At 71.1% G+C, this 25,769-nt stretch carries 25 protein-coding genes and 2 pseudogenes; 21 read left to right on the forward strand and 6 right to left on the reverse strand.

The window, feature by feature from the left end:
- Nucleotides 1-48: 48 nt before the first annotated feature.
- On the forward strand, nt 49-1,209 hold the full coding sequence (locus ABT015_RS11615) for a serine hydrolase domain-containing protein (protein ID WP_350878575.1): 1,161 nt from the start codon (nt 49-51) through the stop codon (nt 1,207-1,209).
- 710 nt (nt 1,210-1,919) lie between these two features.
- A complete protein-coding gene (locus ABT015_RS11620) occupies nt 1,920-2,270 on the forward strand; it encodes a beta/gamma crystallin domain-containing protein (RefSeq protein ID WP_331742835.1) in 351 nt (116 codons plus the stop codon).
- Nucleotides 2,271-2,822: 552 nt separating this feature from the next.
- On the opposite strand, the pseudogene ABT015_RS11625 reads toward ABT015_RS11620, so the two are convergent.
- Nucleotides 2,823-3,314 (reverse strand): annotated as a pseudogene (locus ABT015_RS11625) (helix-turn-helix domain-containing protein); the annotation flags it as partial.
- 187 nt (nt 3,315-3,501) lie between these two features.
- Between ABT015_RS11625 and ABT015_RS11630 the strand changes: the two are divergent.
- The 3 genes from ABT015_RS11630 (at nt 3,502) to ABT015_RS11640 (ending at nt 5,811) form a co-directional block, all read left to right on the forward strand.
- On the forward strand, nt 3,502-4,272 hold the full coding sequence (locus ABT015_RS11630; RefSeq protein WP_350878769.1) for a class I SAM-dependent methyltransferase: 771 nt from the start codon (nt 3,502-3,504) through the stop codon (nt 4,270-4,272).
- 332 nt (nt 4,273-4,604) lie between these two features.
- Nucleotides 4,605-5,360 (forward strand): alpha/beta fold hydrolase, encoded by a 756-nt coding sequence (locus ABT015_RS11635; RefSeq protein ID WP_350878577.1) that lies wholly within the window; start codon nt 4,605-4,607, stop codon nt 5,358-5,360.
- The gene (locus ABT015_RS11640) at nt 5,353-5,811 is read left to right on the forward strand and encodes a MarR family winged helix-turn-helix transcriptional regulator (RefSeq protein WP_350878579.1); all 459 of its coding nucleotides are present in this window, start codon (nt 5,353-5,355) and stop codon (nt 5,809-5,811) included. Before ABT015_RS11635 ends, ABT015_RS11640 begins: the two co-directional genes overlap by 8 nt.
- Before the next feature lie 739 nt (nt 5,812-6,550).
- Here ABT015_RS11640 and ABT015_RS11645 read toward each other — a convergent pair.
- Together ABT015_RS11645 and ABT015_RS11650 are read right to left on the reverse strand one after the other, a co-directional pair.
- Nucleotides 6,551-7,309 (reverse strand): hypothetical protein, encoded by a 759-nt coding sequence (locus ABT015_RS11645; RefSeq protein WP_350878580.1) that lies wholly within the window; start codon nt 7,307-7,309, stop codon nt 6,551-6,553.
- Between the two features lie 391 nt (nt 7,310-7,700).
- Complete coding sequence (locus tag ABT015_RS11650) at nt 7,701-8,024, reverse strand: DinB family protein (RefSeq protein WP_350878581.1); 324 nt, start codon at nt 8,022-8,024, stop codon at nt 7,701-7,703.
- A gap of 407 nt (nt 8,025-8,431) precedes the next feature.
- Here ABT015_RS11650 and ABT015_RS11655 point away from each other — a divergent pair, with 407 nt between their 5' ends.
- From ABT015_RS11655 to ABT015_RS11700, 10 genes are all read left to right on the forward strand, one after another.
- Entirely contained in the window at nt 8,432-8,947 is a 516-nt protein-coding gene (locus ABT015_RS11655; RefSeq protein ID WP_350878582.1) for an NUDIX hydrolase, read from the forward strand.
- A 24-nt stretch (nt 8,948-8,971) separates the two neighbouring features.
- Nucleotides 8,972-9,454 (forward strand): NUDIX domain-containing protein, encoded by a 483-nt coding sequence (locus ABT015_RS11660; RefSeq protein ID WP_350878583.1) that lies wholly within the window; start codon nt 8,972-8,974, stop codon nt 9,452-9,454.
- A 275-nt stretch (nt 9,455-9,729) separates the two neighbouring features.
- The gene (locus tag ABT015_RS11665; protein WP_350878584.1) at nt 9,730-10,206 is read left to right on the forward strand and encodes a GNAT family N-acetyltransferase; all 477 of its coding nucleotides are present in this window, start codon (nt 9,730-9,732) and stop codon (nt 10,204-10,206) included.
- Nucleotides 10,203-10,715 carry an HIT family protein gene (locus ABT015_RS11670; protein ID WP_350878585.1) on the forward strand — a complete coding sequence of 171 codons (513 nt, stop codon included), beginning with the start codon at nt 10,203-10,205 and terminating at the stop codon, nt 10,713-10,715. The genes ABT015_RS11665 and ABT015_RS11670 overlap by 4 nt, the downstream gene beginning before the upstream one ends.
- A 2-nt stretch (nt 10,716-10,717) precedes the next feature.
- Nucleotides 10,718-11,230 carry an NUDIX domain-containing protein gene (locus ABT015_RS11675; protein WP_350878586.1) on the forward strand — a complete coding sequence of 171 codons (513 nt, stop codon included), beginning with the start codon at nt 10,718-10,720 and terminating at the stop codon, nt 11,228-11,230.
- 168 nt (nt 11,231-11,398) lie between these two features.
- Nucleotides 11,399-11,917, forward strand: coding sequence for a hypothetical protein (locus ABT015_RS11680; protein WP_350878588.1), 519 nt, complete (start codon nt 11,399-11,401; stop codon nt 11,915-11,917).
- 368 nt (nt 11,918-12,285) lie between these two features.
- Nucleotides 12,286-13,152 carry a PIG-L deacetylase family protein gene (locus tag ABT015_RS11685; RefSeq protein WP_350878771.1) on the forward strand — a complete coding sequence of 289 codons (867 nt, stop codon included), beginning with the start codon at nt 12,286-12,288 and terminating at the stop codon, nt 13,150-13,152.
- 120 nt (nt 13,153-13,272) lie between these two features.
- On the forward strand, nt 13,273-13,635 hold the full coding sequence (locus ABT015_RS11690) for a MarR family winged helix-turn-helix transcriptional regulator (RefSeq protein ID WP_350878772.1): 363 nt from the start codon (nt 13,273-13,275) through the stop codon (nt 13,633-13,635).
- Complete coding sequence (locus ABT015_RS11695; RefSeq protein ID WP_350878590.1) at nt 13,632-15,065, forward strand: MFS transporter; 1,434 nt, start codon at nt 13,632-13,634, stop codon at nt 15,063-15,065. The genes ABT015_RS11690 and ABT015_RS11695 overlap by 4 nt, the downstream gene beginning before the upstream one ends.
- Nucleotides 15,066-15,097: 32 nt before the next feature.
- Complete coding sequence (locus ABT015_RS11700; protein ID WP_350878592.1) at nt 15,098-15,391, forward strand: DUF1330 domain-containing protein; 294 nt, start codon at nt 15,098-15,100, stop codon at nt 15,389-15,391.
- A gap of 319 nt (nt 15,392-15,710) precedes the next feature.
- On the opposite strand, the gene ABT015_RS11705 is transcribed toward ABT015_RS11700, so the two are convergent.
- The gene (locus ABT015_RS11705; RefSeq protein ID WP_350878593.1) at nt 15,711-16,151 is read right to left on the reverse strand and encodes a hypothetical protein; all 441 of its coding nucleotides are present in this window, start codon (nt 16,149-16,151) and stop codon (nt 15,711-15,713) included.
- Nucleotides 16,152-16,500: 349 nt separating this feature from the next.
- On the opposite strand from ABT015_RS11705, the gene ABT015_RS11710 reads away from it, so the two are divergent.
- The 6 genes and pseudogenes from ABT015_RS11710 to ABT015_RS11735 all read left to right on the forward strand — a co-directional run bounded on the left by ABT015_RS11710 (nt 16,501) and on the right by ABT015_RS11735 (nt 23,085).
- On the forward strand, nt 16,501-17,931 hold the full coding sequence (locus tag ABT015_RS11710) for an alkaline phosphatase family protein (RefSeq protein WP_350878596.1): 1,431 nt from the start codon (nt 16,501-16,503) through the stop codon (nt 17,929-17,931).
- A 203-nt stretch (nt 17,932-18,134) separates the two neighbouring features.
- Nucleotides 18,135-18,644, forward strand: a complete 510-nt coding sequence (locus ABT015_RS11715) for a hypothetical protein (RefSeq protein ID WP_350878597.1) — start codon at nt 18,135-18,137, stop codon at nt 18,642-18,644.
- A gap of 309 nt (nt 18,645-18,953) precedes the next feature.
- Nucleotides 18,954-20,213 carry an acetylxylan esterase family protein gene (locus ABT015_RS11720; RefSeq protein ID WP_350878598.1) on the forward strand — a complete coding sequence of 420 codons (1,260 nt, stop codon included), beginning with the start codon at nt 18,954-18,956 and terminating at the stop codon, nt 20,211-20,213.
- A gap of 203 nt (nt 20,214-20,416) precedes the next feature.
- Entirely contained in the window at nt 20,417-21,736 is a 1,320-nt protein-coding gene (locus tag ABT015_RS11725) for an ALF repeat-containing protein (protein ID WP_350878600.1), read from the forward strand.
- A gap of 503 nt (nt 21,737-22,239) precedes the next feature.
- A pseudogene (locus tag ABT015_RS11730) lies at nt 22,240-22,494 on the forward strand (transposase family protein); the annotation flags it as partial.
- Between the two features lie 234 nt (nt 22,495-22,728).
- Nucleotides 22,729-23,085, forward strand: coding sequence for an integrase core domain-containing protein (locus ABT015_RS11735; RefSeq protein WP_502897290.1), 357 nt, complete (start codon nt 22,729-22,731; stop codon nt 23,083-23,085).
- 30 nt (nt 23,086-23,115) lie between these two features.
- Here the strand turns inward: ABT015_RS11735 and ABT015_RS11740 are convergent, their stop codons facing one another.
- Nucleotides 23,116-24,195, reverse strand: a complete 1,080-nt coding sequence (locus ABT015_RS11740) for a hypothetical protein (protein WP_350878601.1) — start codon at nt 24,193-24,195, stop codon at nt 23,116-23,118.
- Nucleotides 24,192-25,763, reverse strand: a complete 1,572-nt coding sequence (locus ABT015_RS11745; protein WP_350878602.1) for a hypothetical protein — start codon at nt 25,761-25,763, stop codon at nt 24,192-24,194. Before ABT015_RS11745 ends, ABT015_RS11740 begins: the two co-directional genes overlap by 4 nt.
- Nucleotides 25,764-25,769 lie beyond the last annotated feature (6 nt).

A 25,769-nucleotide genomic window follows, 5' to 3' on the forward strand; every position in this document is an offset into this window, starting at 1 on the left:
AACCCCGGCGAACACCAGAACCGCACACACCATCAGAGACGACATCCCATGAACTCACACACGCAGCTCCGGTCCCACGCCCTGCGCCGCAGGACGACTCACGCCGCCGTCGCCGTGGCCACCGCGGCCCTCGCCCTCGGCGCCCTCGCCCCCTCCGCCGGTGCCGCCTCGGGGGCCGCCAGGCCAGACACCATCCAGCAGCGTCTGAACGCCATGGTGAGCCCCGATCACGTGCCCGGCGCTCTGGCTTCCGTCCGTGACCAGGCCGGCCACACCCGTACCTATGCCGCGGGCATCGGGGACCTGGCCACCGGCGCGAAGACGCCCCGGGACGGCGAGGTGCGCATCGGCAGCGTCACCAAGACGTTCACCGCGACAGTCGTCCTGCAACTGGTCGGCGAGGGCAAGATCCGCCTCGACGACCCGGTCGAGACCTACCTGCCCAACCTCCTGCGCGGACAAGGGATCGACGGGCACCACGTCACGGTGCGTCAGCTCCTGCAGCACACCAGCGGACTCCCCGACTACGAGAACGACGTCACCGACGACATCCTCCAGCGCCGCTACCTCTCTCCCCGCGACACCCTGGACATCGCACTACGACACGAAGCCGTCTTCGCCCCCGGAACGAGTTGGGGGTACAGCAACACGAACTACCTGGTGGCCGGGATGATCGTGGAAAAGGTCACCGGACGGCCCCTCGCCGGCGAGGTCGACAAACGCATCATCAAGAAGACCGGACTGCGCCACACCTACCTCCCCGCCCCCGCCGAGACCACCCTCCGAGGACCCCACCCCCACGGCTACCACAAGAACGGCCCGAACGGACCGCTGCGCGATGTCACCGAGATCGACCCCTCTGCGGCCTGGGCGGCAGGCGCGATGATCTCCACCAGCTCCGACCTCACCCGCTTCTTCTCCGAACTCATGAAGGAAGGCCACCTCCTCAACGGCCCCGAGCTCGCGCAGATGCGCACCACCGTCCCCACGGGCGCGCCCGGCTACGACTACGGACTGGGGATCATGAGGACACAACTGTCGTGCCACAAGACTCTCTGGTGGCACAACGGCAGCATCCCCGGCTACGGAACCTGGAGCGCCGCCACCAGCGACGGACGCGCCGCCAGCGTCACGATGACCGCCGACCCGACCGGCCCCGCGGACCTGCAGCCGGCCGAGGACGCCGTCGACGCGGCCCTGTGCGGCTGAACCGCACCTCCCCGAGAACCACCGGCGCGCCGGGGAACCTGGCCGGCGCCGTTGAACGGACCCACAGTGGGCGCCCGCAGAGAGGGCCCGTGCACCGGGCCGGCACGGCACGGAACGGCACGGCACGGCACGGCACGGCAACGGTATTCGAAAGACGACGAAGGCACGGCCATCGAAAGCGGATTCCAGGGACCGTTGCAACACGTGGCCGGCTGTTCAGGCCGCGAGCAGTTCGGACAGCCGCTCGGCTGGGATCTCCCAGCCGAGCGGGCTCTGCCCCGAACAGTGGACAATTCTGAGCTTTCCGTTCTGAGCTTTCCGTTCAACCTCGCAGGTCACCCGACCTGCTGATCCATGCTTCCTCCCGGGACAGCGCAGGCGGCCGTTCCCCACACTTCGAGATGTCGCGTCACGAAGCACGGGAGAACGGCCGCTGCGCATGAGTCTCCCCTTCGACCCGCCCGCAAGGGGTCGGCCCGGCGCGGACGGCCGCGCGGGTCCGTGTGACAGGTGTGATTGGTGTGGCGGGTGTGGTGGGTGTGGTGGGTGTGGCGGGTGTGGAATTCGGCTCAGCAAAGTCCCGCAAAAGCCCCGGGAAACAGAATGATGTCCGAAAATCGTTACACCAGGTTGCGACCTGAACACCTCCTGTTAGTGTCCCTTCAGTTTCGACTCGCATGCCCCACCTCACACACCAGGGAGTTTGCGTCATGCTGAAGCGACGAATCGCCGTGGCCGCAGGAGTCGCCATGATGGCTCTGGCCGTCGGCACCGTGCCCGCCCACGCGACCAACGAAGTCAACTTCGCCGAATGCCTGTTCGCCAGCGACTACTTCGCCATCGGCATCACCAACGACAACGGCACCGGTTTCAGGAGGTGCTTCGCAAACGCCGGCGACATCTGGATCGACCAGAGGTCGGTCACGAGTTTCAGCAGCGGCAACAACGCCGGGTACTTCGAGTACGAGCCGGGCGACGGCTCCCTCTACCGCCACACCTTCGGCAAGAACCAGGCCATCACCAAGAACTACGGCACCATCACCACGCTCCACATCAACTGAACCCACCGGCCGGTCACAGGAAGCCGTACCCCTGTGACCGGCCCCCCACAGGCAGCCGCCGCCCGGCGCAGCCGGCGGCGGGCGGGCCCCACGGCACCCAGTCGACAGGACCCCGGACGAGGGCGCGAGGACGCGGACGGGGCTGGCGACCTCGCCGCTGCCGTCGTGCGAGTTCACCGAGGCGGTGACCGACCCCGTCGCCCAGGAGGCCAGGCCGAGGAGGAGGACGAACAGGCCGCGCCCAACGCCTCCGACAGCGTTCCCGGCCACCCCCTGCCCCCGATCGCGCACCCCTGCGGAACTGACCGACATTCAATTCCACCGACCCCACCGAAAGAAGGCCGCCGCCCGCGCCGCGACCGTGTCCCAGCGTCCCCCGGTCACCGACCGGACGATGCGGCCGGCGGGTCAGGCACGGTGGCCCCGGCGCCGGACAGCCGAGACCGCATCCAGCGGGTGGTACCGCGCGAGCAACCGACCGGAGCCGTGGCGGTGATCACGGCCCGCGAGACTGCGGCAAGGCACACGACGATGTGCTCGTGCGGAATGTGGCGACCTCTCGTCGATCCCGATCCGCCGCAGCCCGGCGAGGCGGTCGAGCCCGGCGTCCGCATCACGCTGGTGGCGGGCCAGGATCGCGCCGACGGTGCGCCAGGCGACCCGCGTCAACTGCGCGGTGGCCGACGTGGAGCACTCGGTGGCCAGCCAGGCGACTTGCTGGCCGAAGTCGCGCGTGTGCCCGGCGTCGTGCCGGGCCCAGGGCACCGCCGCGACCACCACCCCGTGCCGTTCGCACGACACACGCGGGGCATCGGCCTCCAGGAACAGCTGCAGCCCGGCCGCGTCCAGGTGCCGCCACCGCCGGCGTCCCGCCCCGGCATCGAACCGCGGACAGCGGCTGCGACAGATCCCGCAGCGGCGACGCGCCCGGGACCTCGGACGCACCGCCACCACCATGACCCGCGTTCCCTCATCGAACCAGGCATCTTCCGGCACCTCCTGCTCGCATCCGACCAGCGACCTCAATAGCCTGGTGAACCGCACGCCGTTCTCCCTGCGCGACCGATCTCGGGCCCCAACACCTCAAGATCTGCACAGGGAACGGCGTGTGCTGCGTCAGGCGCTCCGCACCGACCCACAGGTGGAGCAGACGAGGCAAATATGGGGTGTGCTGCCCCCGCGTCTCATACCATCGGCCACCACCGACCCGTCGAGTATCACCAAGGACTTTGTGAATCTCTCCGATCTTCGCGCCAAGGCCCCCTCGCTCGCGGCCGGTATGGCTGCCGCCGATCACAGCCCGGACAGCCAGTTGTCCCAGACTCGTCACCGCGCCGCGCTCGTGGCGGGCTGGCACATCGCGCCGGGTTCAACCGTCCTCGAACTGGGCTGCGGCCAGGGCGACATGACCGCCGTCCTGGCAGAGGCGGCTGGGCCCAAGGGACGCGTGGTTGCCGTCGACGTGGCCGAGCCCTCCTACGGGGCGCCGGTGACGCTCGGGGAATCGGCAGCCCGGCTCGCGGCGGGCCCCCTCGGGCCGCGCATCGACTTCCGCTTCGGCACCGACGTCCTTGACCCATCAGTGGACTTCCCCGAGGGTGCCTTCGACCATGTGGTGCTCGCACATTGTTCCTGGTATTTCGCATCGCTTGGACAACTTCGAGACACACTGGCCCGGGTACGGCCGTGGGCGCGGCGGCTGTGGTTCACCGAGTGGGACTTGACGCCCGCGTCCGGTGACCAGTTGGCGCACCTCCTCGCCGTGCTGATCCAGGGACAGATCGAGGCCGCAGGGTCGCATGGTCAGGGCAACGTCCGCACGCCTTTCTCCCGTGAGGGGACACTGCGTCTCCTGTCCGAGGTCGGCTGGATGGCCGACGGCGGCGGGTCGGTCGATACCGAAGAGCTTCAGGACGGTGGCTGGGAAATCGCTGCTTGCCTCGACCCGGCCGGAACAGAGGAGCGTCTGGCCACACTGCCCGAGGCGGCACGAAGGAGGTGACGCGGGCGGAGGTAAAAGCGCCCGGGCGGCTTGCGGGGCCTACATCTGCTTCGAGGACGAGGCGGGCTTCACCCGCAGACCGCCCAGAGGACGCACCTGGGGCCGGCGAGGCCGCACACCGGTCGTGACCCGCCAGCGGCCGCCGCTCGGGAGCCTGTCGGTGGCCAGGCTGATCGCCATGCGGCCCGGCCTCCCGCAGCCGGCTGACCGCCGCCTGCGTGCCGGGGCGGCCCGCACCGCCGCCCGAGACCGGGCGAGTCCGGGGAAAATAGGCCAGGAATGTGACCTAGATCACATGTGTCGCGACACGTATGTCGTGTAATGTGTCCGCTATGAACACTTCAGAGAAGAATCCGACCCTCGTCTTCATCCCCTGCTTCTCCGGCGCCCCATGGAGCGCCGAGCAACTGGCCCCCTACGGCGAGGCACTCAAACGGACGCTGCGCCTGCCCGAGGGCGTCGACGACATCGAGCGCTACGCCGACCACGTCGAGAGCGCGATCGCGGACCTGGACGACTACGTGCTGGTCGGCGACTCCTTCGGCGCGAACATCGCCCTCGCACTGGCGACCCGCCGCCCGCCGGGCCTACGCGCCCTCGTCATGTCCGGCGGCTTCGCGGCCAACCCGGTCGACTCGAAGCCGTGGAAGGCCCTGATGCGGGCGATCGGCAGCGCCCGCGGGCCGCTCTACCGGCAGCTGACGCTGCGCGCCCACGCCCGCCGCCTCACCTCCCCGTACGACGGCGAGGGCCAGGTGCCCTGGAGCCAGGCGCGCAGCCGCGAACTGTTCCTCGCCAACACCCCCGCCGCCTCCTTCGGCGCCCGCCTGCGGGCCGTCCTCACCGCCGACTACGTCGACGCGCTGGGCCGGGTCCAGGTCCCGACCCTGATCCTGACCCCCTCCCACGACGTGCTGATCGGCGAGAACGCCTCCAAGGTCATGCTCGCGGGCATCCCCGACGCCCGGGAGGTCGTGCTGGCGCGCACCGGCCACATGTTCCGCTTCTCCCACCCCGCCACCTACGCCGCCGCGGTCAACGACTTCCTCGCCACCGTGCCGACCACCCGGCGAAACGCCGATGCGTAAGGCCGAACACCTGCGGTTCGCGATCCTGGCCGCCCAGCGCGAAGGCAACCGGCTGCTGATCCAGGCCCTCAAACCGCACGGCATCACCCCGTCGCAGGCCGAGGTGCTGCGCCTGCTCCAGCAGCACGGCACCTTGAGTCTCAACGGGCTCGGGCAGCTCCTGGTGTGCGAGAGCGGCACCAACCCCAGCCGGCTCGTCGAACGCGTCGTCGCGGCCGGACTGGTCGAGCGCCGCACCGACGCCGCGGACCGCCGCTACCTCCAGCTCAGCCTCACCCCCGAGGGCGAACGCCTGGCCACCGCCGTCGCCGGGATCGAGGAGTCCCTCTACGCCGCGATGGACGCCGCCTGCCAGGGGCTGGACACCGACGCGATGCTCACGTTCCTGCACAACTTCATCGACCCCCTGCCCTCGGGCGAGGCCCTCAACAAACGCCTCGCCCTCGACTGACACCACGGCCCGCACGGGACCGGCCGACCCCGCGCCGGGGAAGGAACGACCACGCGATTCGAGAACACCCCGACCGCCGACGCGCCCGTCAGCACGGTCTTCGCCCGCCTCGCACGGCCCGAGAACCCCTCGCGCTGGAACCACGCGCTCGACACCACTGGGCAGCTCTTCCCGGGACCGGCCGGGGCCGGCCCGACCTGCCGCCAGAGCCGCACACTCCCGCGCCCGGCCGAGGAGCACTTGCGCATCACCGCGTACGGCCCCCCGAACCTGCCGACCGCGGACAGCGGCTTCGGCCCCGGCCACCCGCACTCGCCGCCGCCCGGCACAGGCGTCGGCGTGCCGGCCGGCGATCCGCAGGTCGTCCTGGGCGGCGGGCAGGGCGCCCGGTCGATGACCTCCAGGGTGAGCCCGGCCGCCCGACAGCGGACCCTGGTGCGGATGTCGCCGAGCAGACCGTGCTCCCGGCCGTCGGGCTCGTCATCGTCCTCGCTCCGGCCGTCGTCAGGGTGGGCGGGGTGCTGGGAAAGGGCTGCATGCAGCGTCCGGCCGACCGGCCACGACTCGACGCGCAGGACGGGCTCCGGGTGACGACGAGTCGCCCGTCGACCAGGCCGGCTCAACCCCACCACTCGGGCGTGGGGCGGCGAGGTCCCAGGCCGGGGCGGGTGGTATCGGCCATCGCGCGGCGCAGCCGTCTCCCCCACCGGACACCGGCGGGGCCGGGCCCACCGAGTCCTCACGCCACCTGGTCGGCGTCCGGATCGCGAGTACACAGGTGCGCGGCCGGGCAGGCCGGGCAGCCACGGACGCCGACCAGGTCCGCGACCGCGTCGAAAAGCTCCCGGGCACGCTCCACCGATCCAACACCCTCGAACGCCGCGTACTCCTCCGCACTGCCGACCGTGCCCACCGCGAGATGGGACCGCAGGTACCCCAGTGCGCCGAACTTCTCCGCGCCGAGGACCCGCGGGTCACCGGGGACGCAGGTCCGGGCCACCAGATCGCCGGCGGCGTCACCGCCGAACAGCCATGGGTCGCCGGGCTTCGCGGGCCTGCCGACGACCACGCGCAGCACGGTGTCGTCGCCGCCGTCCGACTCGACCAGCAGCGCGCCGGCGGCGTGCAGTTCGTGCAGCAGGGCCCGCAGCCCGTCCGGGCCGGCCGCGTGGCCGAACGCGCGAGCGAGGTCGGCGGCCGGCAGGTGGTCGACCGCGCCGTCCTTCCCGCGCAGCCGCAGGACGCCGTCGTCGATGGCGAGGTCGAGCCAGACGGCCTGCAGCGGGATCTTCGACCCGTAGGCGGGCTGGAGGCGGGTCAGACGGCGCATCAGGTCGACGGCCTGCGGCGAGAGGCCGGAATCGGCGCCGGCCAGTTCCGGCCCGTGTCCGACGGCCGGGGCCATCCACTGGTCGTAGCCGGGCGGTTGGAGCTGCCGCAACGTGTACCCGACCGCTCCTCGCCCGCGGCGCGGCTTGCCCGGCTTCCTGCGTCCCACGTGACGGGTGTCCTTCCAGACCGATGCGATGACGAAGCCATTGAACACCGGCGGGAACCAGCCGACTCCCTGGTACGCCTACCAGATGACCGTTCCGAGGGACCGGCTCCTGCCCGGTCGATCAGTTGTCAATCCGGTGGCGCATCCACTCCCGTTCCCGCCCGGACCGCGGTGACAGGGCCACTGGTCCGGCATCCTTGCAGGCGACGACGGGATCCATCGGGGCGGGCAGGGTGGCGGTGACCGCGTCAGCGATCAGCGACCGGTTCCGGTGGCCGACTCGGAGCAGACCCGCAACGTGCGGTAGCGCGCCCAGGTCCGCCCCCGCAGCGGATGGCGAAAACCACCTGATCGCCACGCCCGCAGGGAATGGGGGCCAGGATGTGCTAGCTCACTCCGGGAGGTGAAGCGGTTTTCGGCTGGAGACGCCTGGTGGTACCAGCCAGCCGGGGCCGGAATCTGACGTGACGTCTGGACGGGGCCACCAGGGCACGTAGCCCGGCGCCTCGACGGTGGGGGCGTCGATCGTCGCGTCGGAGTGCTCCGCGACCCGGCGGTACCGGCCGATGATCTCCTCACGGGTCTCGTGCTCGCTCGCCCACATCGCCTCGGTCTGGCCCTGCGCCGCGGTGTGGAGGCGGACGGCCGGCGCTCGGAAATCATCCGATCGGGTGAAATGGGCGACCGCCACACGCTGCGCGGCCTCCTCGGCCACCCGGGCGTCCGGGCGTCCGCGACTACCTCGAACCCGGCCCAACGGCCGAGCTCGAACAGGCTCTCGCCGCCTGCGTACTGGGCTCCGTCAGCCTGCCCGAGCCCGTCCGCGGCCGGCTGGGGGACGCCCTCGACCGCGCCCGGAAGGTGCTCGAAACCTCCCTGTTCGACCCGGGCTCGCCCGGAGGTAATCCACTTGAACACCGCACTCGAACAGCACCATCATCGGAGACCGCCAACCTCTAGGGGGTTCCTTAACTCGGTTCCGCAGAAAGAAACTTGGATGCCGGATCGCCTTCTTCCAGCACACTCGCGCGCCCGCGCGCCGACCGTGTCCGGAGGAACCGCGGCGAAGACCGACGCCGGCCGGCGGGCTGCGTCCGCCCGAGAGATCAAGGAGTCCACCCTGTGATCGACTTCGACATGCTGACCGCCCTCGCCTTCCGCGAGGGCGCCGAACGGATCGGCGTCGGCGTGGTGGTCCGCGACACCCGCGGCCGGATCCTGATGATCCGCCGATCCGCGCACGGCGTCCTGCCCGGCCTGTGGGAGTACCCGGGCGGCGACGACTTCCGGCCACGCAATCGCCTGGTGCGCCGCGAGCGCGGCGCCCTGGTGGTCGGCGTGATCGACTTCGAGCGCGCCCAGGTCGAGGAGCCGGTGCGGCGCGACCTGATGCGTGTGATGCTCCAGCTCACCCCGCACCACCCGGACCCGCGGGCGGCGTTCCTCGCCAGGCACGGACGCGCGCCGAGCAGTGCAAAGTGGGCGGCGTGCCGGGCGTGGGCCGCGATCGACTGCCCCGCGGCGCTACGTCGGGCCCCGGACCACCGCGGTGACGAGGTCCTCGGCTGCGCCCGCACCGTCCTGGAACCGCCGCGCGGACCGGCGCCGGGCACCGTGGAGTCCCCAAGTCCCCTTTGACCAAGCGTCCTTGGAGGTAGTGCTGTGGAGAGCCTGCGACAGGCGGTGGCCGTCATCGTCCACGACCGGAGTGGCGGCCGGGTCGCGACGGTCAACTACGCGACGAACAGCTGGAACACGACGCCGGTGTGGACGATCCCCGGTGGCAAGGTCGAGGCCGGCGAGCGTCTGGACGAGGCCGCCGCCCGTGAACTGGCGGAGGAGACGGGGCTGGTCGTCGACCCGCGCGACCTGCGGCTGGTCCACACGGTCCAGGTCCGCCAGGGCTGGGACGGCAAGGGCCCCTTCCTGCTGTCGGTGTTCCTCGCCACCGCCTGGCAGGGCGAGTTGACGAACACCGAGCCCGGAAAGCACCTCGCCGTGGTGTGGTCGCCAGAGGGCGGGCTGCCGCTGCCGATGTTCCCGAGCGCCCACGCCGCCCTGTCCGCCTACCTGTCCGGTGGCCGCGGGTTCTCCACCCACGGCTGGGCCGAGGGCGCCGACCCCCGCGACCTGGTCCAGGACTGAGGACTGGGGCTGAGGGCTGGGGCCCGAGGATGTCGGCCGCCACCGACGCCCGCCCGAGCCGCGGCTGCCGCCCGACACCGGCTCCCGGCCGCGGGCCATCGCCGACCAGCAGCCCGTCGTGGAGGAAGGCACCGCCACCTTCCCCGCCACCCGGACCCCGTACGTCTACCGCACCACGCACCGACCCGACGGCGGCACCGACCGGCAACCGCCTCCGCCCCGACCTCCCCCGACAACCACCCGCATGACCCACCGAACCCCGGAGGCAGTCCCGCATGACCGGATCCCCCGTACGCCCCGCCGGCCCCCAGGACGCCGACGAACTGCTGCGCCTGCGCGTCGCGGTACTCGACGGCGCCCAACTCACCCACGACTGGCGCACCACCTTCCGCGACGACATGCGCGAACGGCTCGGCACCGACCCGAACCTGCTCGCCTACGTCGTCCCCGCCGACGACGGCACACTGGCCTCCTGCGCCATCGGCATCGTCTACCGCGGCTACCGGGGCCCCACCCACCCCACCGGCCGGTGGGCCCGGATCCACACCGTCGCCACCGACCCCGCCCACCGACGCCGCGGGCACGCCCGCGCCGTCACCACCACCCTGGTCCAGGCACTGCGGCACTGCGGATGCGGATCGATCGAGCTGCGCGCCAGCGAGACCGGAGCCCCGCTCTACCGCGCCCTCGGATTCGACCCCGTCGACGGCTACATGACGCTGCGCCCCGGCTCGGAAAGCTGGACGGGGTGACCGCCTTCGACCTCGACGCCTACAACGAGCGGGCCCGCAACGGCCCCTGCTTCATCTGCTCCATGCTCGCCGGTGAGCCCGGGCATGAACACCGCATCGTGCTCGACGACGGCGTGCACGTCGCCTTCCTCGACCGCTACCCCACCCTGCCCGGCAAACTCCTCGTCGCCCCGCGCGCCCACGTCGAGGACACCGTCGGCGGCTTCACCGAGGACCAGTACCTCGCCCTGCAACTGGTCGTGCACCGGGTGGCGACCGCGCTCGCCGCGACCGTCCCCACCGAACGCCTCTACCTGCTGAGTCTGGGCAGCATGCAGGGCAACGCCCACGTCCACTGGCACATCGCCGCCCTACCGCCCGGCACCCCCTACGAGCAGCAGCAGTTCCACGCGCTGATGGCCGAAGGCGCGGGCCTCCTGCCCGACGACCCCGACCGGACCGAACGCCTCGCCGCCGACCTGCGCACCCGGCTCGGCCACCCCTGCCGTCACGACCAGCGAGGAGCCTGACCATGGTCTTCGTCCCGCCCGAGCGGTTCGTCCCCACCCTGCCGCACGGCATCTCCTACGCCGGTGTCTTCCTCACCGACCGCCACGACCGGCCGCTCCTACTCACCTCCGTCCACCACCCCGGCGAATACCAGTACCCCGGCGGCCTCCTCGACGACGACGAGGACCCGTGGACATGCGCACTGCGCGAGACCGCCGAGGAGATCGGCTTCGTCCCCGCCGCCCTCGACGACGCCCCCCGCCTCCTGATGCTCTCCTTCACCCCGCCGGAACCACCATGGCCCTGGAAGATCGGCGTCACCTTCGACGGCGGCCGCCTCACCGACAAGGAACTCGAACGCATCACCCCCGACCCCGCCGAACACAGCGCTCACGCCGTCCGCACCGTCCAGGAATGGGAGCGTGTCGTCACCCCGCGCCGACTGCGCACACTCCGCGCCTCGCTCACCGCCCGCCGCACCGGCGTCGCCCAGTACCTCGTCTCACAGCCCCGCCGGCCGGGCGAACCCGGATGACACCCCGCGCCCCGCCCCAACCACACGGTGGAGGAGGCCGCTTGAAGCCCCGCCCGTCCGAACCTGCGGCGTCCGCCCCCTGCCATCCGACCACGTCTCCGACAGTGAGCAGTTCCCGTCCGGCGGCCGGCCGCCCCCGACCGGGGGTTCACCTCCCACAAGCAGACCATGCTCGGAATCAGCTTCTTCACAACCGCCCGCCGGATCGTCACCGGCCTCCACCTGCCCGATACCCGCCGGATGTTGTGGGACGGGGTCGATGCCGCGACCGCCGACCGGGACCAGCTGTCCGCCCCCTCCACCGTCCTCGAACAGAGCTTCCAGCAGCCACCGCTCGCCCTGCGGGCCGACGTCCTGATCGGCCGACCCGAACGCAGCGACGACCCGGCCCTGCCCAAGCGCGCGGCCGACTACGCCGACCTGCATCCGATCATCGACGCCCAGGACAACGGCTGGGACACCCTCGCCGCCACCGCGGGCGCCGATCTCATCCACGTCCTGCACGAAGGCCGCCCCGCCGAACAGGGCACCCACGCGCAGCCGATGGCCGGCCCGAACAGCGGTCAACCGCTCCTCCTACCTCCTCCAGGCCCGCCAGTACGCCACCGAGATCCCCGACCAGCGGAACACAACCGCGTCCGCCGCCGATCCCGCCCGACCACGCACCCGAAACGGAGCAGCCGATGACCACCTGGGACGAGATGTCCGCCGCCGCAGGCGAAGTACGCGACCTCTACGACGAGATCAACCGGCGGAAGCTGGGCCGCACCTGGGACCTGTCCGACTTCGTCCTCGGTTTCACCGGCGACGTCGGCGACCTCGCGAAACTGGTCATGGCCCACCAGGGCCACCGCGCCGACGTGACCGCGAGCACCGGGGCCATCGGCCACGAACTGTCCGACTGCCTGTTCTCGCTCATGATCATCGCCCAGGAGACCGGCGTCGACCTCGCAGGCCGCTTCACCACCGACATGGCCGCACTCGCCGCCCGCCTCCGACCCGCGCAGCCGTCACCAGCCGCTCACCCCGCGCCCGCCGGACAAGGAGGACCTGCCATGCCACCCCTGCCGTCCCTGCTCGCCGTGCTCGCGCACCCGGACGACGAATCGCTCCTCGTCGGCGGCACCCTCGCCCGGCACGCCGCGTCCGGGGCCCGGACGGCCGTCGTCACCGCCACCTGGGCCGAGGACAGCCACCGCGCCGCCGAACTCGCCGACGCCCTGGACATCCTGGGCGCCGGCGAACCGAGGATGCTCGGCTACGCCGACGCCCGCGTCCCGCAATCCGCCCCCGGCCGGCCGCGGCTGTGCGACGCGCCCGTCGACCGCGTGGTCGAGGACATCGTGCGGCACATCCGCGCGATCAGGCCCGACATCGTGCTGACCCACGACGCCTACGGGCAACTGACCGGCCACCCGGACCACCGGCAGACCCACCGGGCGACCCTGCTGGCCATCGCCGCCTCCGGACTCGAACACCTCTACCCGGACGCCGGGGAACCCTGGCGGCCCGCCGCCGTCCACATGGCCACCCACCCCCACTCGGCGATCGCCGACCTCGGGCCGCTCCTGAGCCGGGTCGGCAAATCCGTACTGAGCGTCCCGGACACCCTGGCCGACGTGACATACGACGTACGCCAGTGGCTGGACCAGAAGTGGGCTGCGATCACGGCCCACCACAGCCAGGTCGACGGAGAGCGCCCACTCCCCGGAATCCTGGCCCGCCTGCCCGAGGACATCAGGTACCGGATCCTCGGAACCGAGCACTTCACGTCACTCACCACGCCGCCCCGACACTCCCCGGCTCCCAACGGGACCGACCCGACCGCTGTCGAAGGACTTCCCGCCCTTGTGGGCGGTCCGGCACTCGGCCGAGCAGAACTTCCGCAGCCCGCGCCGGTCGACCATATCCATAAAATATGAATATAAAATTGCTATGCTTCGAGCATGAGTCGTCACGACACCACTCCTGGCGCGTCCGCCGCCATCGGGGCAGCCCTCTACGGCCTGGCCACCAGGGCCGCGAGACGCCTGCCCCGGGACATGAGCCTGACGTCCGCCGCCACCCTCGCCACCCTGGACCGGACCGGCCCGCGGCGCATCACCGATCTGGCCGCGGTCGAGGGCGTCACCCAGCCCGCGATGACCACGCTGGTCCGGGTGATGGAGGAGTCCGGCCTGGTCGAGCGGCGGGGCGACGCGTCCGACAAGCGGGTCACGCTGGTGTGCCTGACCGAGGCCGGCGCCTCCTATGTCCGGACGCGGCGTCAGGCCGGCGTCCACGCGTTCGAGCACTTGATCGGCGAGCTCACCGGCGACGAGGTCGAGGCGCTGGTGGCGGCCCTTCCGGCGCTGAAGCATCTGGCAGAGCTCGAAAGCCAGGACCGCGAAGGGCCGAAGCGGTGACCGGGCAGCCGGTCGGCGCGGTCGCGGCGGAGGCGTTCCCGGTGGCGCGTTCCGAGGCGCGGCTGCTGGCCCCCGCCCTGATGTTCATCGCTCTGGTCGTGGCGGCGGTCGCCAGCCTCGGGACGCCGCTCATCACCAGCGTGGCGACCTCGTTCCACGTCTCGCTCGGCAGCGCGCAGTGGACGCTGACCGTCGCGCTGCTCAGCGGCGCCGTCGCCACGCCGGTCCTGGGCCGGCTCGGAGCCGGCCCGCACCGGCGGGCCACGATCCTCGCCACGCTGGCGGTCGTCGTCGCCGGCAGCGCGCTCACCGTGCTGCCGCTGCCGTTCCCGTGGCTGCTGGCCGGCAGGGCGGCCCAGGGCGTCGGGCTCGGGCTGACCGCGCTGATGATGGGCGTGGCCCGGGACCACCTCCCCGAGGAGCGCAGCGCGGCCGTGATCTCCCTGATCTCGGTGGTCTCGATCATCGGGGCCGGCGTCGGCTACCCGCTGGCCGCACTGCTCGCCGAGCTCGGCGGGGTACGGACCGCCTACGGCCTAGGCCTGGTCGTCACCGCCGCCGCCCTCCTGACCGCGTGGCGCTCCATCCCCGAAGCCCCCGAGGACCGCTCCGCCCACGTGGACGTGGCAGGCGCGGTCGTCCTGGCCGCTGCGCTGCTCCTGGTGCTGCTCCTCGCCGGCGAACGGAATCTGTGGAGCCGGCACCTCGCCGTGGCGGCGGGCCTCGCCGTCGTCGCGGTGGTGCTCCTCTGCGTCTGGGCCGTCATCGAGCTGCGCAGCACGACGCCCCTGGTCGATGTGCGGGCGGTGCGGCACCCGGCGGTCGCCGGGGCGAACCTCGCCATGTTCGTCGGCGGGATCGGCATGTACCTCCTGCTCACGCTCATCACCCGGTACGCGCAGACGCCGCACGGCGCCGGCTACGGCTTCGGGCTGACGACCTTCGTCGCCGGGCTGGTCCTCATCCCGTTCTCGGTGCTGGGGTTCGTCGCCGGCAAGCTGACGCCGCGGGTCCGGACGCGGAACGCCGACCCCCTGCTCCTGGCCGGCGGTGCCGTCGTGGTCGGCGGCGGGTTCGCCCTGTTCGCGGCGGCCCGGTCGGACCTGACCGAACTGTTCGCGGCGATGGGCGTGCTCGGCTTCGGCGTCGGCGGCTTCTCGGCCGTGATGCCCGGCGTCATCCTGGCCGTCACCCCGAGGAGCGAGACGTCGAGCGCCATGAGCTTCAACTACGTCGTCCGCAGCGTCGGGTACTCCCTGGGCAGTGCCATCGGCGGCCTGATCCTCGCCGCGGGCACCGGCCCCGGCCTCCTCTTCCCCGACGACGGCGCCTACACCACCGCGGCGCTGGTCGGCATCGGTGCCATGGCGATCACGACACTGACAAGCCTCGCGCTCGCCCGCCGACGCTCGTCCGAGACCAACCCGTAAGTCAGATGCACCATCCCGACACTGGAGGTTCCATGCCCAAGGGCTACTGGGTCAGCGTCTACCGCACCATTTCAGACCCGGAGAAGCTGGCTGCCTACGACAAGCTGGCCGGTCCCGCCGTCAAGGCCGGGGGAGGACGGGTCCTCGCCCGTGACAGCCGGGTCGTCGCACACGACGCCGGAATCGCCGAGCGCACCATCCTGATCGAGTTCGACAGCTTCGAGCAGGCCGTCGCGGCCCGCGAGAGTGCGGCCTACCGGGAGGCGCTGGTCGCCCTCTCCGACGGCGTCGAGCGCGACTTCCGCATCGTCGAAGGCATCGGCTGACCGAGGTCCGGTCGGATCCTCGCTGAAGATCCACCATCCTGGTCTCCGCCGGTGCGGCGGGGTTCGCGGGTGCTCGTGCCGGTCGTGGGCGGCCGTCTTCGGTCTTGATCGCCTGTCAGCGGTCGAGTTCGAGGTTCGCCAGGACGAGCAGGGCGCGGAGCGGGCTGGTGGCGCGGGCGGGGCTCGTACTGAGTTCGGTGAGGATGCGCCAGGTCGGAGAGTCGCAGCCCGTCACGCGCCCGTGGGTCAGCCTTCGTCAGGGCGGGTCGATGTGGTCCGGCGGTCCAGCTCGACGCGAGTGTGCGCTGGTGGTCCCCGGTCAGCGGCGGCCGGTGGCCAGGATGACGAGGAACTGGCCGCCGCCCGCCTCGATGTCGGCGGTCACCGGCAGCCCCGGCGCCAGTCGGGAGAACCGGTCCACCAGCCAGTCCGCCGCTTCCCGGGCGTCCTGCCTGGTCGGACAACGGCCCACCATCTCGCGGCCGCCCTTGCGCTCCAGCCTCGCGGCAACGGTGATCAGCGGCGCGGGTTCGGCCACGTACAGGCGGTCCGGCCAGGCGATGACCACCTTGACCGCGCCCTTGCGGCTGTTGCACCCGCGGTGCGCGAGCCGCTCGGCGACCTTGGCCTTCCGGTCGGCGGTCCGGCTGTCGACGCTGGGCCCCCTGGGATCGTTCACCGACTTGTCGGGGTCGACCGGTTCGTCGCACACCCAGCATCGCCAGCCGTCGCGCTTGGCCACATCATCGAGGAGACTCACCCGGACAAACTAGCCTGCCCGGCCGCCACCCCGCGCACCAGGGCCTCTGCACCCAGGTGAGCGGTGGTGCACGTTGTTCCCGAACAACGTGAGAACGATCAGGAATCTGCGGCCACCACCCGACTGTGCCGGCCTCTGGACGAAGGTCGGAGGAGCGGCGGTCCCCCACCCCCGTTGACCGGTGCCCGAGCTGCAGCGTCACGCGGCTGCATCGCCTGGCGGGTACCTGACATTCCCTGACTGTTCATCCGTCATCTCCACTGCCTCGAAGCTCTTCAGGGAAGGCCACAGGTGGTCCGGTGCGGTGACATCCCGCACGCGCACCGGCGCGACGGAGAGGGTAGGGCTGATGTCCGGAACAACCCGACGGAGGCTGCTGGGATCGGCGGCCGGCGCAATGGGAGCGGCAGCGGCGATGAGCCTGCTGCCACCGAGTGTCCAGCGAGCGGTAGCGGCGGGCGTGCCGAAGGCCGGTTCGCTGCGGGACGTCGAGCACGTGGTCCTGCTGATGCAGGAGAACCGGTCCTTCGACCACTACTTCGGCACGCTGGCCGGTGTCCGCGGCTTCGCGGACCCGAACGCGTTGCGGCTGGACAACGGGCGCTCGGTGTTCTACCAGCCCGACAGCGTCAACCCGGACGGCTACCTGCTGCCGTTCCACCTGGACACCCGCACCACGAGCGCGCAGGCGATCCCGTCCACCAGCCACTCCTGGTCGGTGCAGCACCGGGCCTGGAACGGCGGGAAGATGGACCGGTGGCTGCCCGCGCACCGGTCCGCCGACGGCGTCAACGGCCCGTACGTGATGGGGTACTACACCCGGGAGGACATCCCCTTCCAGTTCGCCCTGGCCGAGTCGTTCACCATCTGCGACAACTACTTCTGCTCGGTCCAGGGACCGACCTGGCCCAACCGGCTGTACTGGATGACGGGTTCGATCGGAGCCGACGGTGGCCAGGGCGGCCCGATCATCAAGAACTCGGCGCCCGCGCCGCTGACCTGGAAGACCTACCCCGAACAGCTGGAGGCGGCCGGCGTCAGCTGGCAGGTCTACCAGGAAGCCGACAACTACGGCACCAACATGCTCTCGCTCTTCAAGAACTTCCAGCAGGCCGCGCCCGGCAGCGCACTGCACCGCAAGGGCATGACGGCCCGGCCGGCCGGCACCTTCGAGGACGACGCGCGCAACAACCGGCTGCCCGCCGTCTCCTGGATCCTGCCGACCAGCTACCAGTCCGAGCACCCGGACTACCTGCCCGCCGCCGGTGCCGACTACGTCGCCTCCAAGATCGAGGCCGTCGCGTCGAACCCCGAGGTCTGGGCGAAGACGGTGTTCATCCTCAACTACGACGAGAACGACGGGCTGTTCGACCACGTGCCGCCACCGGTGCCCCCGGCCGGCACGCCGGGCGAGTTCGTCGGCGGCCTGCCGATCGGCGGCGGCTTCCGAGTGCCGTGCATCATCATCTCGCCCTGGACGACGGGCGGCTGGGCCGCTGGCGAGGCCTTCGACCACACCTCGGTGCTGCAGTTCCTGGAACGGTTCACCGGAGTCCGGTCGGCCACCGTCACCGACTGGCGGCGCAACACCTTCGGGGACCTGACCTCGGCCTTCCAGTTCAACGGCGGCGTGAGCAGGGCCCCGGCGCTGCCCCCGACCGCCGAGCAGCTCGAACTGGCCAAATACGAGGTGTCGAACTATCCGGCGCCCGCCCTTCCGGGCGCGGGCCAACGGTTCCCCACCCAGGAGCCCGGCGACCGGCCGCACCTGCCCCGGTAACGCCCATCAGCACTCGGCGGCCTTCGGCCAGGGCCCGGGCCGAAGGCCGCTGCAGGAGCAGCAGCCACACGGCGGATCGCGACAGCCACCGGATGACGACCACTGCTCGACGGAGCTGATCCCACAGAATGTCCGTTAACGGGTCCTTCGACCGTGCCGGAGCGGTAAGTTGACGGCTGCCGACTAGGGAAAGAAGCACCGACGTGACCATCGACCAGGCTGCCCTCGGCAGCGCCGTGAAGGCGGTCGCCGCCGCCGCACATGCCGATGACCCCGCTGCGCTGTACCGCGCCGTGATGCCGCCGACGGGCACGGACACTTCTCCGGCCGAGGCCGCCAACTGGTTCGGGACGCTCCTCATTCACCTGGCGCTCACTGCGGCGAGCGCGTCGCGGTTGGAACGGGACTGCCCTCGGGAGACCGTCTCGGAATGGATCGGAGAGGCACTGGGCCCGCTGCCCACCCCGGCCCTGCTGCGCGCTGCGGACCCCGGCCACATCGACCACGTCGAGGCGGTCCGCGCCGCAGAGGACTACTCCCAGTGCCGCGAGTACGCCGTCGACCTGATCCGGATCGGCCTGACCGACCCGGATGAAGCACCGGACGCGCGAGGCGTCGACGCCCACTGCACGGTGACGAACGACAAGGACGCGCGGATCACCGTGATGGCGATGCTCGGCCGCCTCGCCGCCGATCCTGGCAAGCGAGGTTGACGGCGCCTCCCCCTTCCGGGTGAGCGGAGTCAGCGGGCGGGAGGATCGGCTTCCACCCGCTGCCGGCGCCCCCGCTTCGCCGTCGGCCCGTCGAGCGGTGTCCGGGGAATTCCGTCCGGTCCGGCACCGTCCGGTCCGGCACCGTCCGGTCCGGCACCGTTCGGTCCGACGAGTTCGTCGCAGGGGCGGTCGAAGAGGGCGCGGGCCTCGCGGTCGAGCTCTTCGGTGTCGCGGTGGGGCTAGCCACAGGACGGATACGCCTGCTGGCCGGGCTGTGGCACGGGGGTGAGCGTGCGTAGCGTCGGCGGCATGAAATCCACCTACGTCGCGGGCATGTTACGGACCGGGCTTCGCCGGCTGAGCGTCGGGACGGTCCTGGCCGTCCTGGCTGCCGCGACCGTGTCGACGGGAGCCGCCTCGGCGGACACGGGGCAGCGAAGCGATCGCGGGCGGCTGGTTTCCGTTCAGCGGACGACCACCCTGGCCGCGAAGGAGGACGTCGCCGCGGCGCTGGCGGCCGCCGGGTACGACGTGGGTGCAGTCCGGTTCGGAGTGGACGCCTACCGGCTGGTGTACCGCACCGTGGACCCCGGCGGCCGGCCGATCAGCGCCAGCGGGCTGCTGGTGCTGCCCCGTGGCGGCGAACACGAGTTGCGGGCGGTGTCGTTCACCCACGGCACGACCAGTTACCGGTACGACGCCCCGTCCTCCACGGCCAAGGCCGGGTTCGCGTCCTCACCCGCCATCACATACGCGTCCGCCGGGTTCGCCGCCGTCGCCCCGGACTACATCGGTCTGGGCTCCGGCCCCGGGCTCCACCCCTGGATGGACGTGCCGTCGGAGACCACCGCCTCGCTGGACATGCTCCGGGCAGCCCGCGCCTTCGTCCCGCGTGCGGGCCGGGTACTGGGACACGACGTGCTGGTCACCGGGTTCTCCCAGGGCGCCTCGGCGGCGATGGGGCTCGCACGGGCGCTCCAGGCCGGCGACGACCGGTGGTTCCGGCTCCAAGCCGTCGCGCCGGTCAGCGGCGCCTACGACTTCCGGCGTGCCGAGCTGCCGGCGCTGCTCGACGGCTCTCTCGACCGGAAATCAGGTGTGCTGTACTCGGCATACCTCCTCGTCGCCTGGAACCGGCTGCACCATCTCTACGACTCCCCCGACGAGGTCTTCCAGGCCCCGTACGACAGCACGGTCGAGGCGCTGTTCGACGGTTCACACACCGGCCCGCAACTCTTCGCCAGCACACCCGACACCATCGACGCACTGCTCACCCCACCCGGCTTCGAGCTGCTGCGCCACCCAACCGGCCGACTGGCCAAGGCACTTCGGGTGGCCGACAGCACCTGCGACTGGGCACCACGCGTCCCGGTCCGCCTGTACACGGCCGACGCGGACGAGCAGGCGGCCAATGCCAACACCGACCACTGCGAGGCCACGCTGCGATCGCACGGCGTGAACGCGGCGGTCGTCGACCTCGGCACCCCCGACTTCGCGGGTTCCAGACACCTCGGCTCCAACGTCGCCGGCACCGCCGCCATCGTGCGCTGGTTCGGCCGACTGCACTGAGAACCCGCCGGCCCCGGCCGCACCGACCGTGCCGATCGGACAGTTCTCCCGGCTGGTGTGACCAGGCAATACGCGACGAAGCCGAAGCGTGGGACGTGACGGAAATGTGTTCGCCAGCGGGGGGTACCGTTGCTATACGATCACCCGGCCGACCGTCGCGAAGCCGCGACGAGCTCATCCGTGTTTCAGATCCCGGGGTACCGTTGAAGATCCGTCATTCGCTCGCTGCCGTCCTCCTCACCGCGGCCGCCGCGCCCGTCGCCGTGGGCGCCGCCCCGGCGTTCGCCGGCACCGTCCCGACGGGGCAGGAGCAGACCGACCCGGCCGAGACCAAGGCGGACGAGGAGAACCGGGCGGCGATCGAGAGGCTGCTCGTCTACCCGAACGACTACCTGCTCACGGCTCCGAGCGACTACCTGCGCGAGCACGCGGGCCAGGCCCTCGCCGGCACCCCCGCGGACCGGGCGCGCTTCCTCGCGGTGGAGGCGGACAGGATCCGCCGGGACGACGCGCGGATCGCGATCCTGCGGACCATGAACGCCGCCGGCCCGGCCGTCAAGAAGGCCGCCAACACCGCGTTCGGCTCGAACGACCTCGACGTGTTCCGCGCCTACCTGAACGTCGGCCAGTACACGGCCCGGGCCGAGGACGAGAACCGCGCCAAGCTGCAGCAGCTCCTCGACGACCCGAACACCGGACCGGGTGTGCGCGAGGGCGCCCAGGCGGCACTGGCGGGAACCGCCGCGGAGGTCGAGCGCTTCCTCGACACGGGGCTGAAGACGGCCGCCGAGCACGACGACCGGGTCCTGCTCAGCCAGATCATGTCCCGCGGCGGCCCCGCGGTGAAGAAGGCCGCCAACGCCGCGATGTCCGGCACCATCCAGGACGTCCGCGCCTTCCTGAAGACCGGCCAGTACGTCGCCCGGGCGGAGGACGAGAACCGCGCCAAGGTCCAGGACGTCCTCGCCGACGCGGGCACCGGCCGCCACGTCCGGGAGGCGGCCGAGAAGGCGCTCGCCGGCAGCGCGGCGGACGTCGAGAACTTCCTGAAGACGCAGCTGGAGCCGCTGCGGGCGAGCGATGACCGGATCCACGTCTCGCAGCTCGTCGAGGCCGGGGGGCCCGAGGTCCGCAAGGCCGGCCTCGCCGCGCTCGACGGCGGCACCGCGGACGTCCGGGCCTTCCTGAAGGAGGGCCAGTTCACCGCCCGGGCCAAGGACGAGGCCGCCGCGAAGACCACTGCCGAGACCGCCAAGGACACCTCGCGGGGCGGCTCCGGCACCACCCAGGCGGTCACCACCGTGGCCTCCGACGCCACGGTCGCCCCCGCCTCGGCCGCCGGCGGCACGACGACCACCGCGACGACGACCACCGCCACCACGGACGGCCGGAGCGCCGCCGGCGGCTCGCTGGCCGCCACCGGCACGACCGCCCCGCTCGGGCAGCTCGGCGCCGCCGCCGGCGCGGCCGTCGTGCTGGGCGCCGGCGCGGTCGTCGCCTCCCGCCGCCGCTCGCAGGCCTGATCACCCTCCTCCGCCGGCCGGCCCACACCTCACGCCGGCCGGCGGGGCGCCACACACACCCCCGCACCCACACCCCAGGTCGGGGCCGGGTCAGCGGGTGTCCACCGATGCGCTGGTGGCCGGGTCCCCACGTCGACGGACGTGGGGACCCGGCCATTGTTGTGAGGCACGGCTCAGGGTGTCGGGGGTGCGGATCGGCCGGGCGCTGGTGGCGTCGGTCATCGTCTGGGCGGCGCCCCGGAGGGTGAGCGGACCGGAGCGGATCGGCGAGGTGTATCGGGACGGGCTCGTGGAACTCCGCGGAGAGCGGGTGCTGTCGGCCGATGTCCGCCCTCCGCGTGCCGGTGCTCCCTCACCAGGTCGTCGGCGGTGACGTCATGACGAGCACGGGTCCGTCCCGGCTGCCGACGGGGCCTGCGTCACCCCGCGGCGTCCTGCAGGTCGACGGCCTTCCGATCGGTCGGGAGTGCCGGTTCCGGTGATGTTGGAGTCACGGTCCGAGCACCAGGGATGATGCGGTGCCGTGCCCGGTGTGCGGGCAGCCGACGGGGCAGGTGCACGACTTCCACGGGCGGGTGGTCGCGGATGTGCCGGTGGACGGGCGTCGGGTCGTGGCCTCGGTTCGGGTGCGGCGCATGGTGTGCCCGGTCCTGGGCTGCCCGCGGCAGACGTTCCGCGAGCAGGTCCCCGGCCTACTCGAACGCTACCAGCGGCGCACACGCCGGCTCTCCGACCAACTCGAGCCGGTCGAGAAGAAGCAGCCACAGAGCCGTCCGGCGGCGGTGGACAAGCGGTTCAGGACGTTCGACCCGTACCAGGTCCTGCTGCCGCCGTCGCTGGACGACTGGCTGCCCGAGTGGCGCCGGCCTCATCCACCACAGCGACCGCGGGTCGCAGGGCGGATTCAATTGATCGTCGCTAACACGGAGCGACCGGTCGAGGTCGGCGCGTCGGCATCCGTCGGGTCCGTCGCGGACTCGTACGACAACGCGATGGCCGAGGCCCTGAACGACACGTTCAAGGCCGAACTGATCGAACACCAGGGGCCGTGGCGGGACTTCGACGAGGTCGAGCGGGCCGTCTTCCAGCGGATCGCGTGGTACAACAGCGAGCGCCTCCACTCCGCCCTCGACTACATTCCGCCCGACGAGTACGAGCAGGCGTACTGGACGAGCCGGAGCAACACCCGCAAGTCTCTTGATCACACGATCGCGGACTCCACGAAAGTCGGGGCAGCTCACCGAACTGCACCAACTCGCCCGGGGACTATCGGGATTCATGACACTCACGGATTGGGTTCCGTTGCCGGCGAGGAGACCTCACTGGTACCGACGGCTGTCAAGGGTTGAGAGCGCGTTTGAAGCCAGGGTCCCGTGGTACTACGGCTGCGCCACGAGCCTTCCTGCTCCCCAGGAGGACCACTGGACGAGGGCGTTCAGTTCGCCGGTGTCGCTCCTGCTTCTGATCTCGACCTTGGAGCCCTTGGGGACGGGAACGTAGAGGCATTCCCTGGTCTGGTACTCGGTGTCAGGATCGCTGTACGACTCGACGCTCGTGGTGAAGGCAGGTCCCTGGGGCGGAGTGACCTTGACGCTCAGGGTTGCCGGGACGTCGCCGTCGGTCGTGTGGATCCAGCCCGACACCAGGCCGTCCGTCTCGGCCAGGTAGCTCTCCGGCGGCTTCTCGGTGCCGGTCAGGAGGGTCTGCGGCGCGCTGAGCCCCTGCGCGGTACCGCTCACGGACAGGTCGTTGGCGTAGAGGTCCGGTTCGGTGACGGTGACCAGGGCGATGAGGCTGTGCTCCACCTGCTGGCCGTCCCGGGTGGCGTTGAGGCGGAGGATGAACTCGGTGTCCTGGTAGAGCGGGGGCGAGTCCCAGGCTTCGAGGTTGTCCACGACCACCTGCTCCGCGGCGCCGTACTGCAGGGTGTACGACACTCCTTGCGGCGGTGGGTTGGTCGCCTTCCAGATCAGCGAGGCGGCACTGCCGCGCGCGACCGTCTCGCGCTTGGGAGCGAAGTCGGTGAACTCCACTCCCGCCGGCACCTTGTCGAGGGGGATCCGCTGGTCGGGGGGTGCCGGATCGGTGCCCTCCGCGATCGTCAGCTCGCAGGTTCCGACGGTCGCGTTCACCACGATGGAGTTCAGGGTGAAGGTCAGGATGTCGCCCGGATGGATCATCTTGGCCTTCGGGCTCGACGGCTTCGCCACGAAGACACCGCTGCTGGCGGGTTGCTGGGAGAACGTCCAGTTGCTGGGCTTGATCTCCCCGATGCCGTCGGGGTTCTCCGTGAGATCCTCCGCGCCGGATCCGATGGGCAGCGTGAACGTGAAGGAGCCACAAGGCACCGTCTGCTGTGAGTTGTTGGCGACGGTGATGGTCACCGTCGCCGAGTCGCCGCTGATCTGCAAGGGGTCGGGATCAGGCTGGACGGTGTAGGTGAGCGAGGATTCGGTCACTGGCCACCGCCCCAGGGGCGCATGAGGATGAAACCGTCCTGACCCGCACCGGGGACGGCGATCGGATCGCCGAGGATGTCGCCGGATTCCGGGTCGACCGCGATGATCCGGCCGTCCTGGACGAGGTAGATGGCCGTTTCCTGGGGATTGACCGCAACGTGGTAGCCCAGTCGCTTGATGGTCCGCATCGACCCAGTGGGATCCAAGAGGTCGAACACGATCGTCGTCGAGTCGTAGGTCAGCCCATAGACGAGTCGCGAATTCTCGCTGAAGCAGCCGCCGAAGCACTGCTTGAGGGAGCCGACCTCCTCGGAGCGGCCGCCGTCTGAATCTACGTAGGCAATATAGCCATCACCTGCAATGACACACCCGCAATCTCCTCCATTGTCGTACGGAATGAACCCGATGGGGCCGTTGATCGTCCTGCCCTTGAGTGGCGTCGATGCGCTCAGGGTGCCCCCCGCGGACGCGTCGACTCCATCGACGTAGACCTTTCCCTCCTCATCTTCGACAACGAAGCACGCAGCGTTTCCACTGAGTCCTGCGCCTTCGACCGACAGGTCGCCGGGGTCGACATGCACGGTGTTCTCCCGGAGGAGCGCTCCATCCTTGTCCGGGTAGAACTGCAGGATTCCCACCGGCCCGTTGAGCTGGGCGTCGCTGTCGATGGCGTAGACCCGGTCGTCGGCGGGATAGGAGACAGCGAGGACGTTTCCGCACCACGGCTGACCCGACACACAGGGGTTGTCCACACTGGACGGATTGCTCACCAGGTCGCTGTCCCCGAACACCAGGTGGTCGAATCCCGGATTCGCGGCGACCAGCATCTTCGCGTCGCAGGTGACGTCGTCATGGCGGACCACCACGCCGGAGTCGACGTCCACGACGGCCAGCGTCTTGTTCGTTCCCACGTAGACCGTCCCGTGGGAGAGCAGCGTGATCCCGTTCCACGGCCCGTCGGACACCTTCCGCAGGGCTCCGACGGCCTTGCCCGTGCTGGGCGTGAACTCCTGGAAGCGGTTGTCGACGAAGAGGAAGGCGCGGTCCTCGCCCGGGTGGTGGAGCGCCGCAGACACCCCCGACGTGTCGAAGGCCGGATCCGCGCCCTGCCAGTAGGCCGAGATCGCCTGGGGGCCCGAGACCTGGCTGTCGCCGGTCACGTCGTACACGGCGCACTGGCCGCCCCGGAAGAAGCAGACGTAGTCGTCCCCGCCGACTGCCGGAAGGACGGCGTCGATGCCCTCGACGAAAGGGAGGTAGCTGAACTTGTTGGTGATGTCGGTGACTTTGCCGACGACCGCCTGCCGGCTCCAGTCGTAGAGCACGACCTGGTTGCCGGCGAAGAAGAATGCCTCCGTGGTGCTGCCCGACTGCGGCAGCACGATCGGGCGGGCCGCGAACCCGGTGGGAAGGCTGGAGAATGCATCGGGCTGGTGCCCCCGGACGCCGGTGTTGCCGGCCCAGTCGTACACCAGGTCGCCGCGCTTGCTGGTGAAGTAGCCGGCGGTCCCTCCCCCAGTGGCGGACGGTGCGTTGTAAGCGCTGACGATGTACGGAGAAGGCGGCATGGGTGG

It is taken from the genome of Kitasatospora sp. NPDC094016, assembly GCF_040304045.1.
GTDB lineage: Bacteria > Actinomycetota > Actinomycetes > Streptomycetales > Streptomycetaceae > Kitasatospora.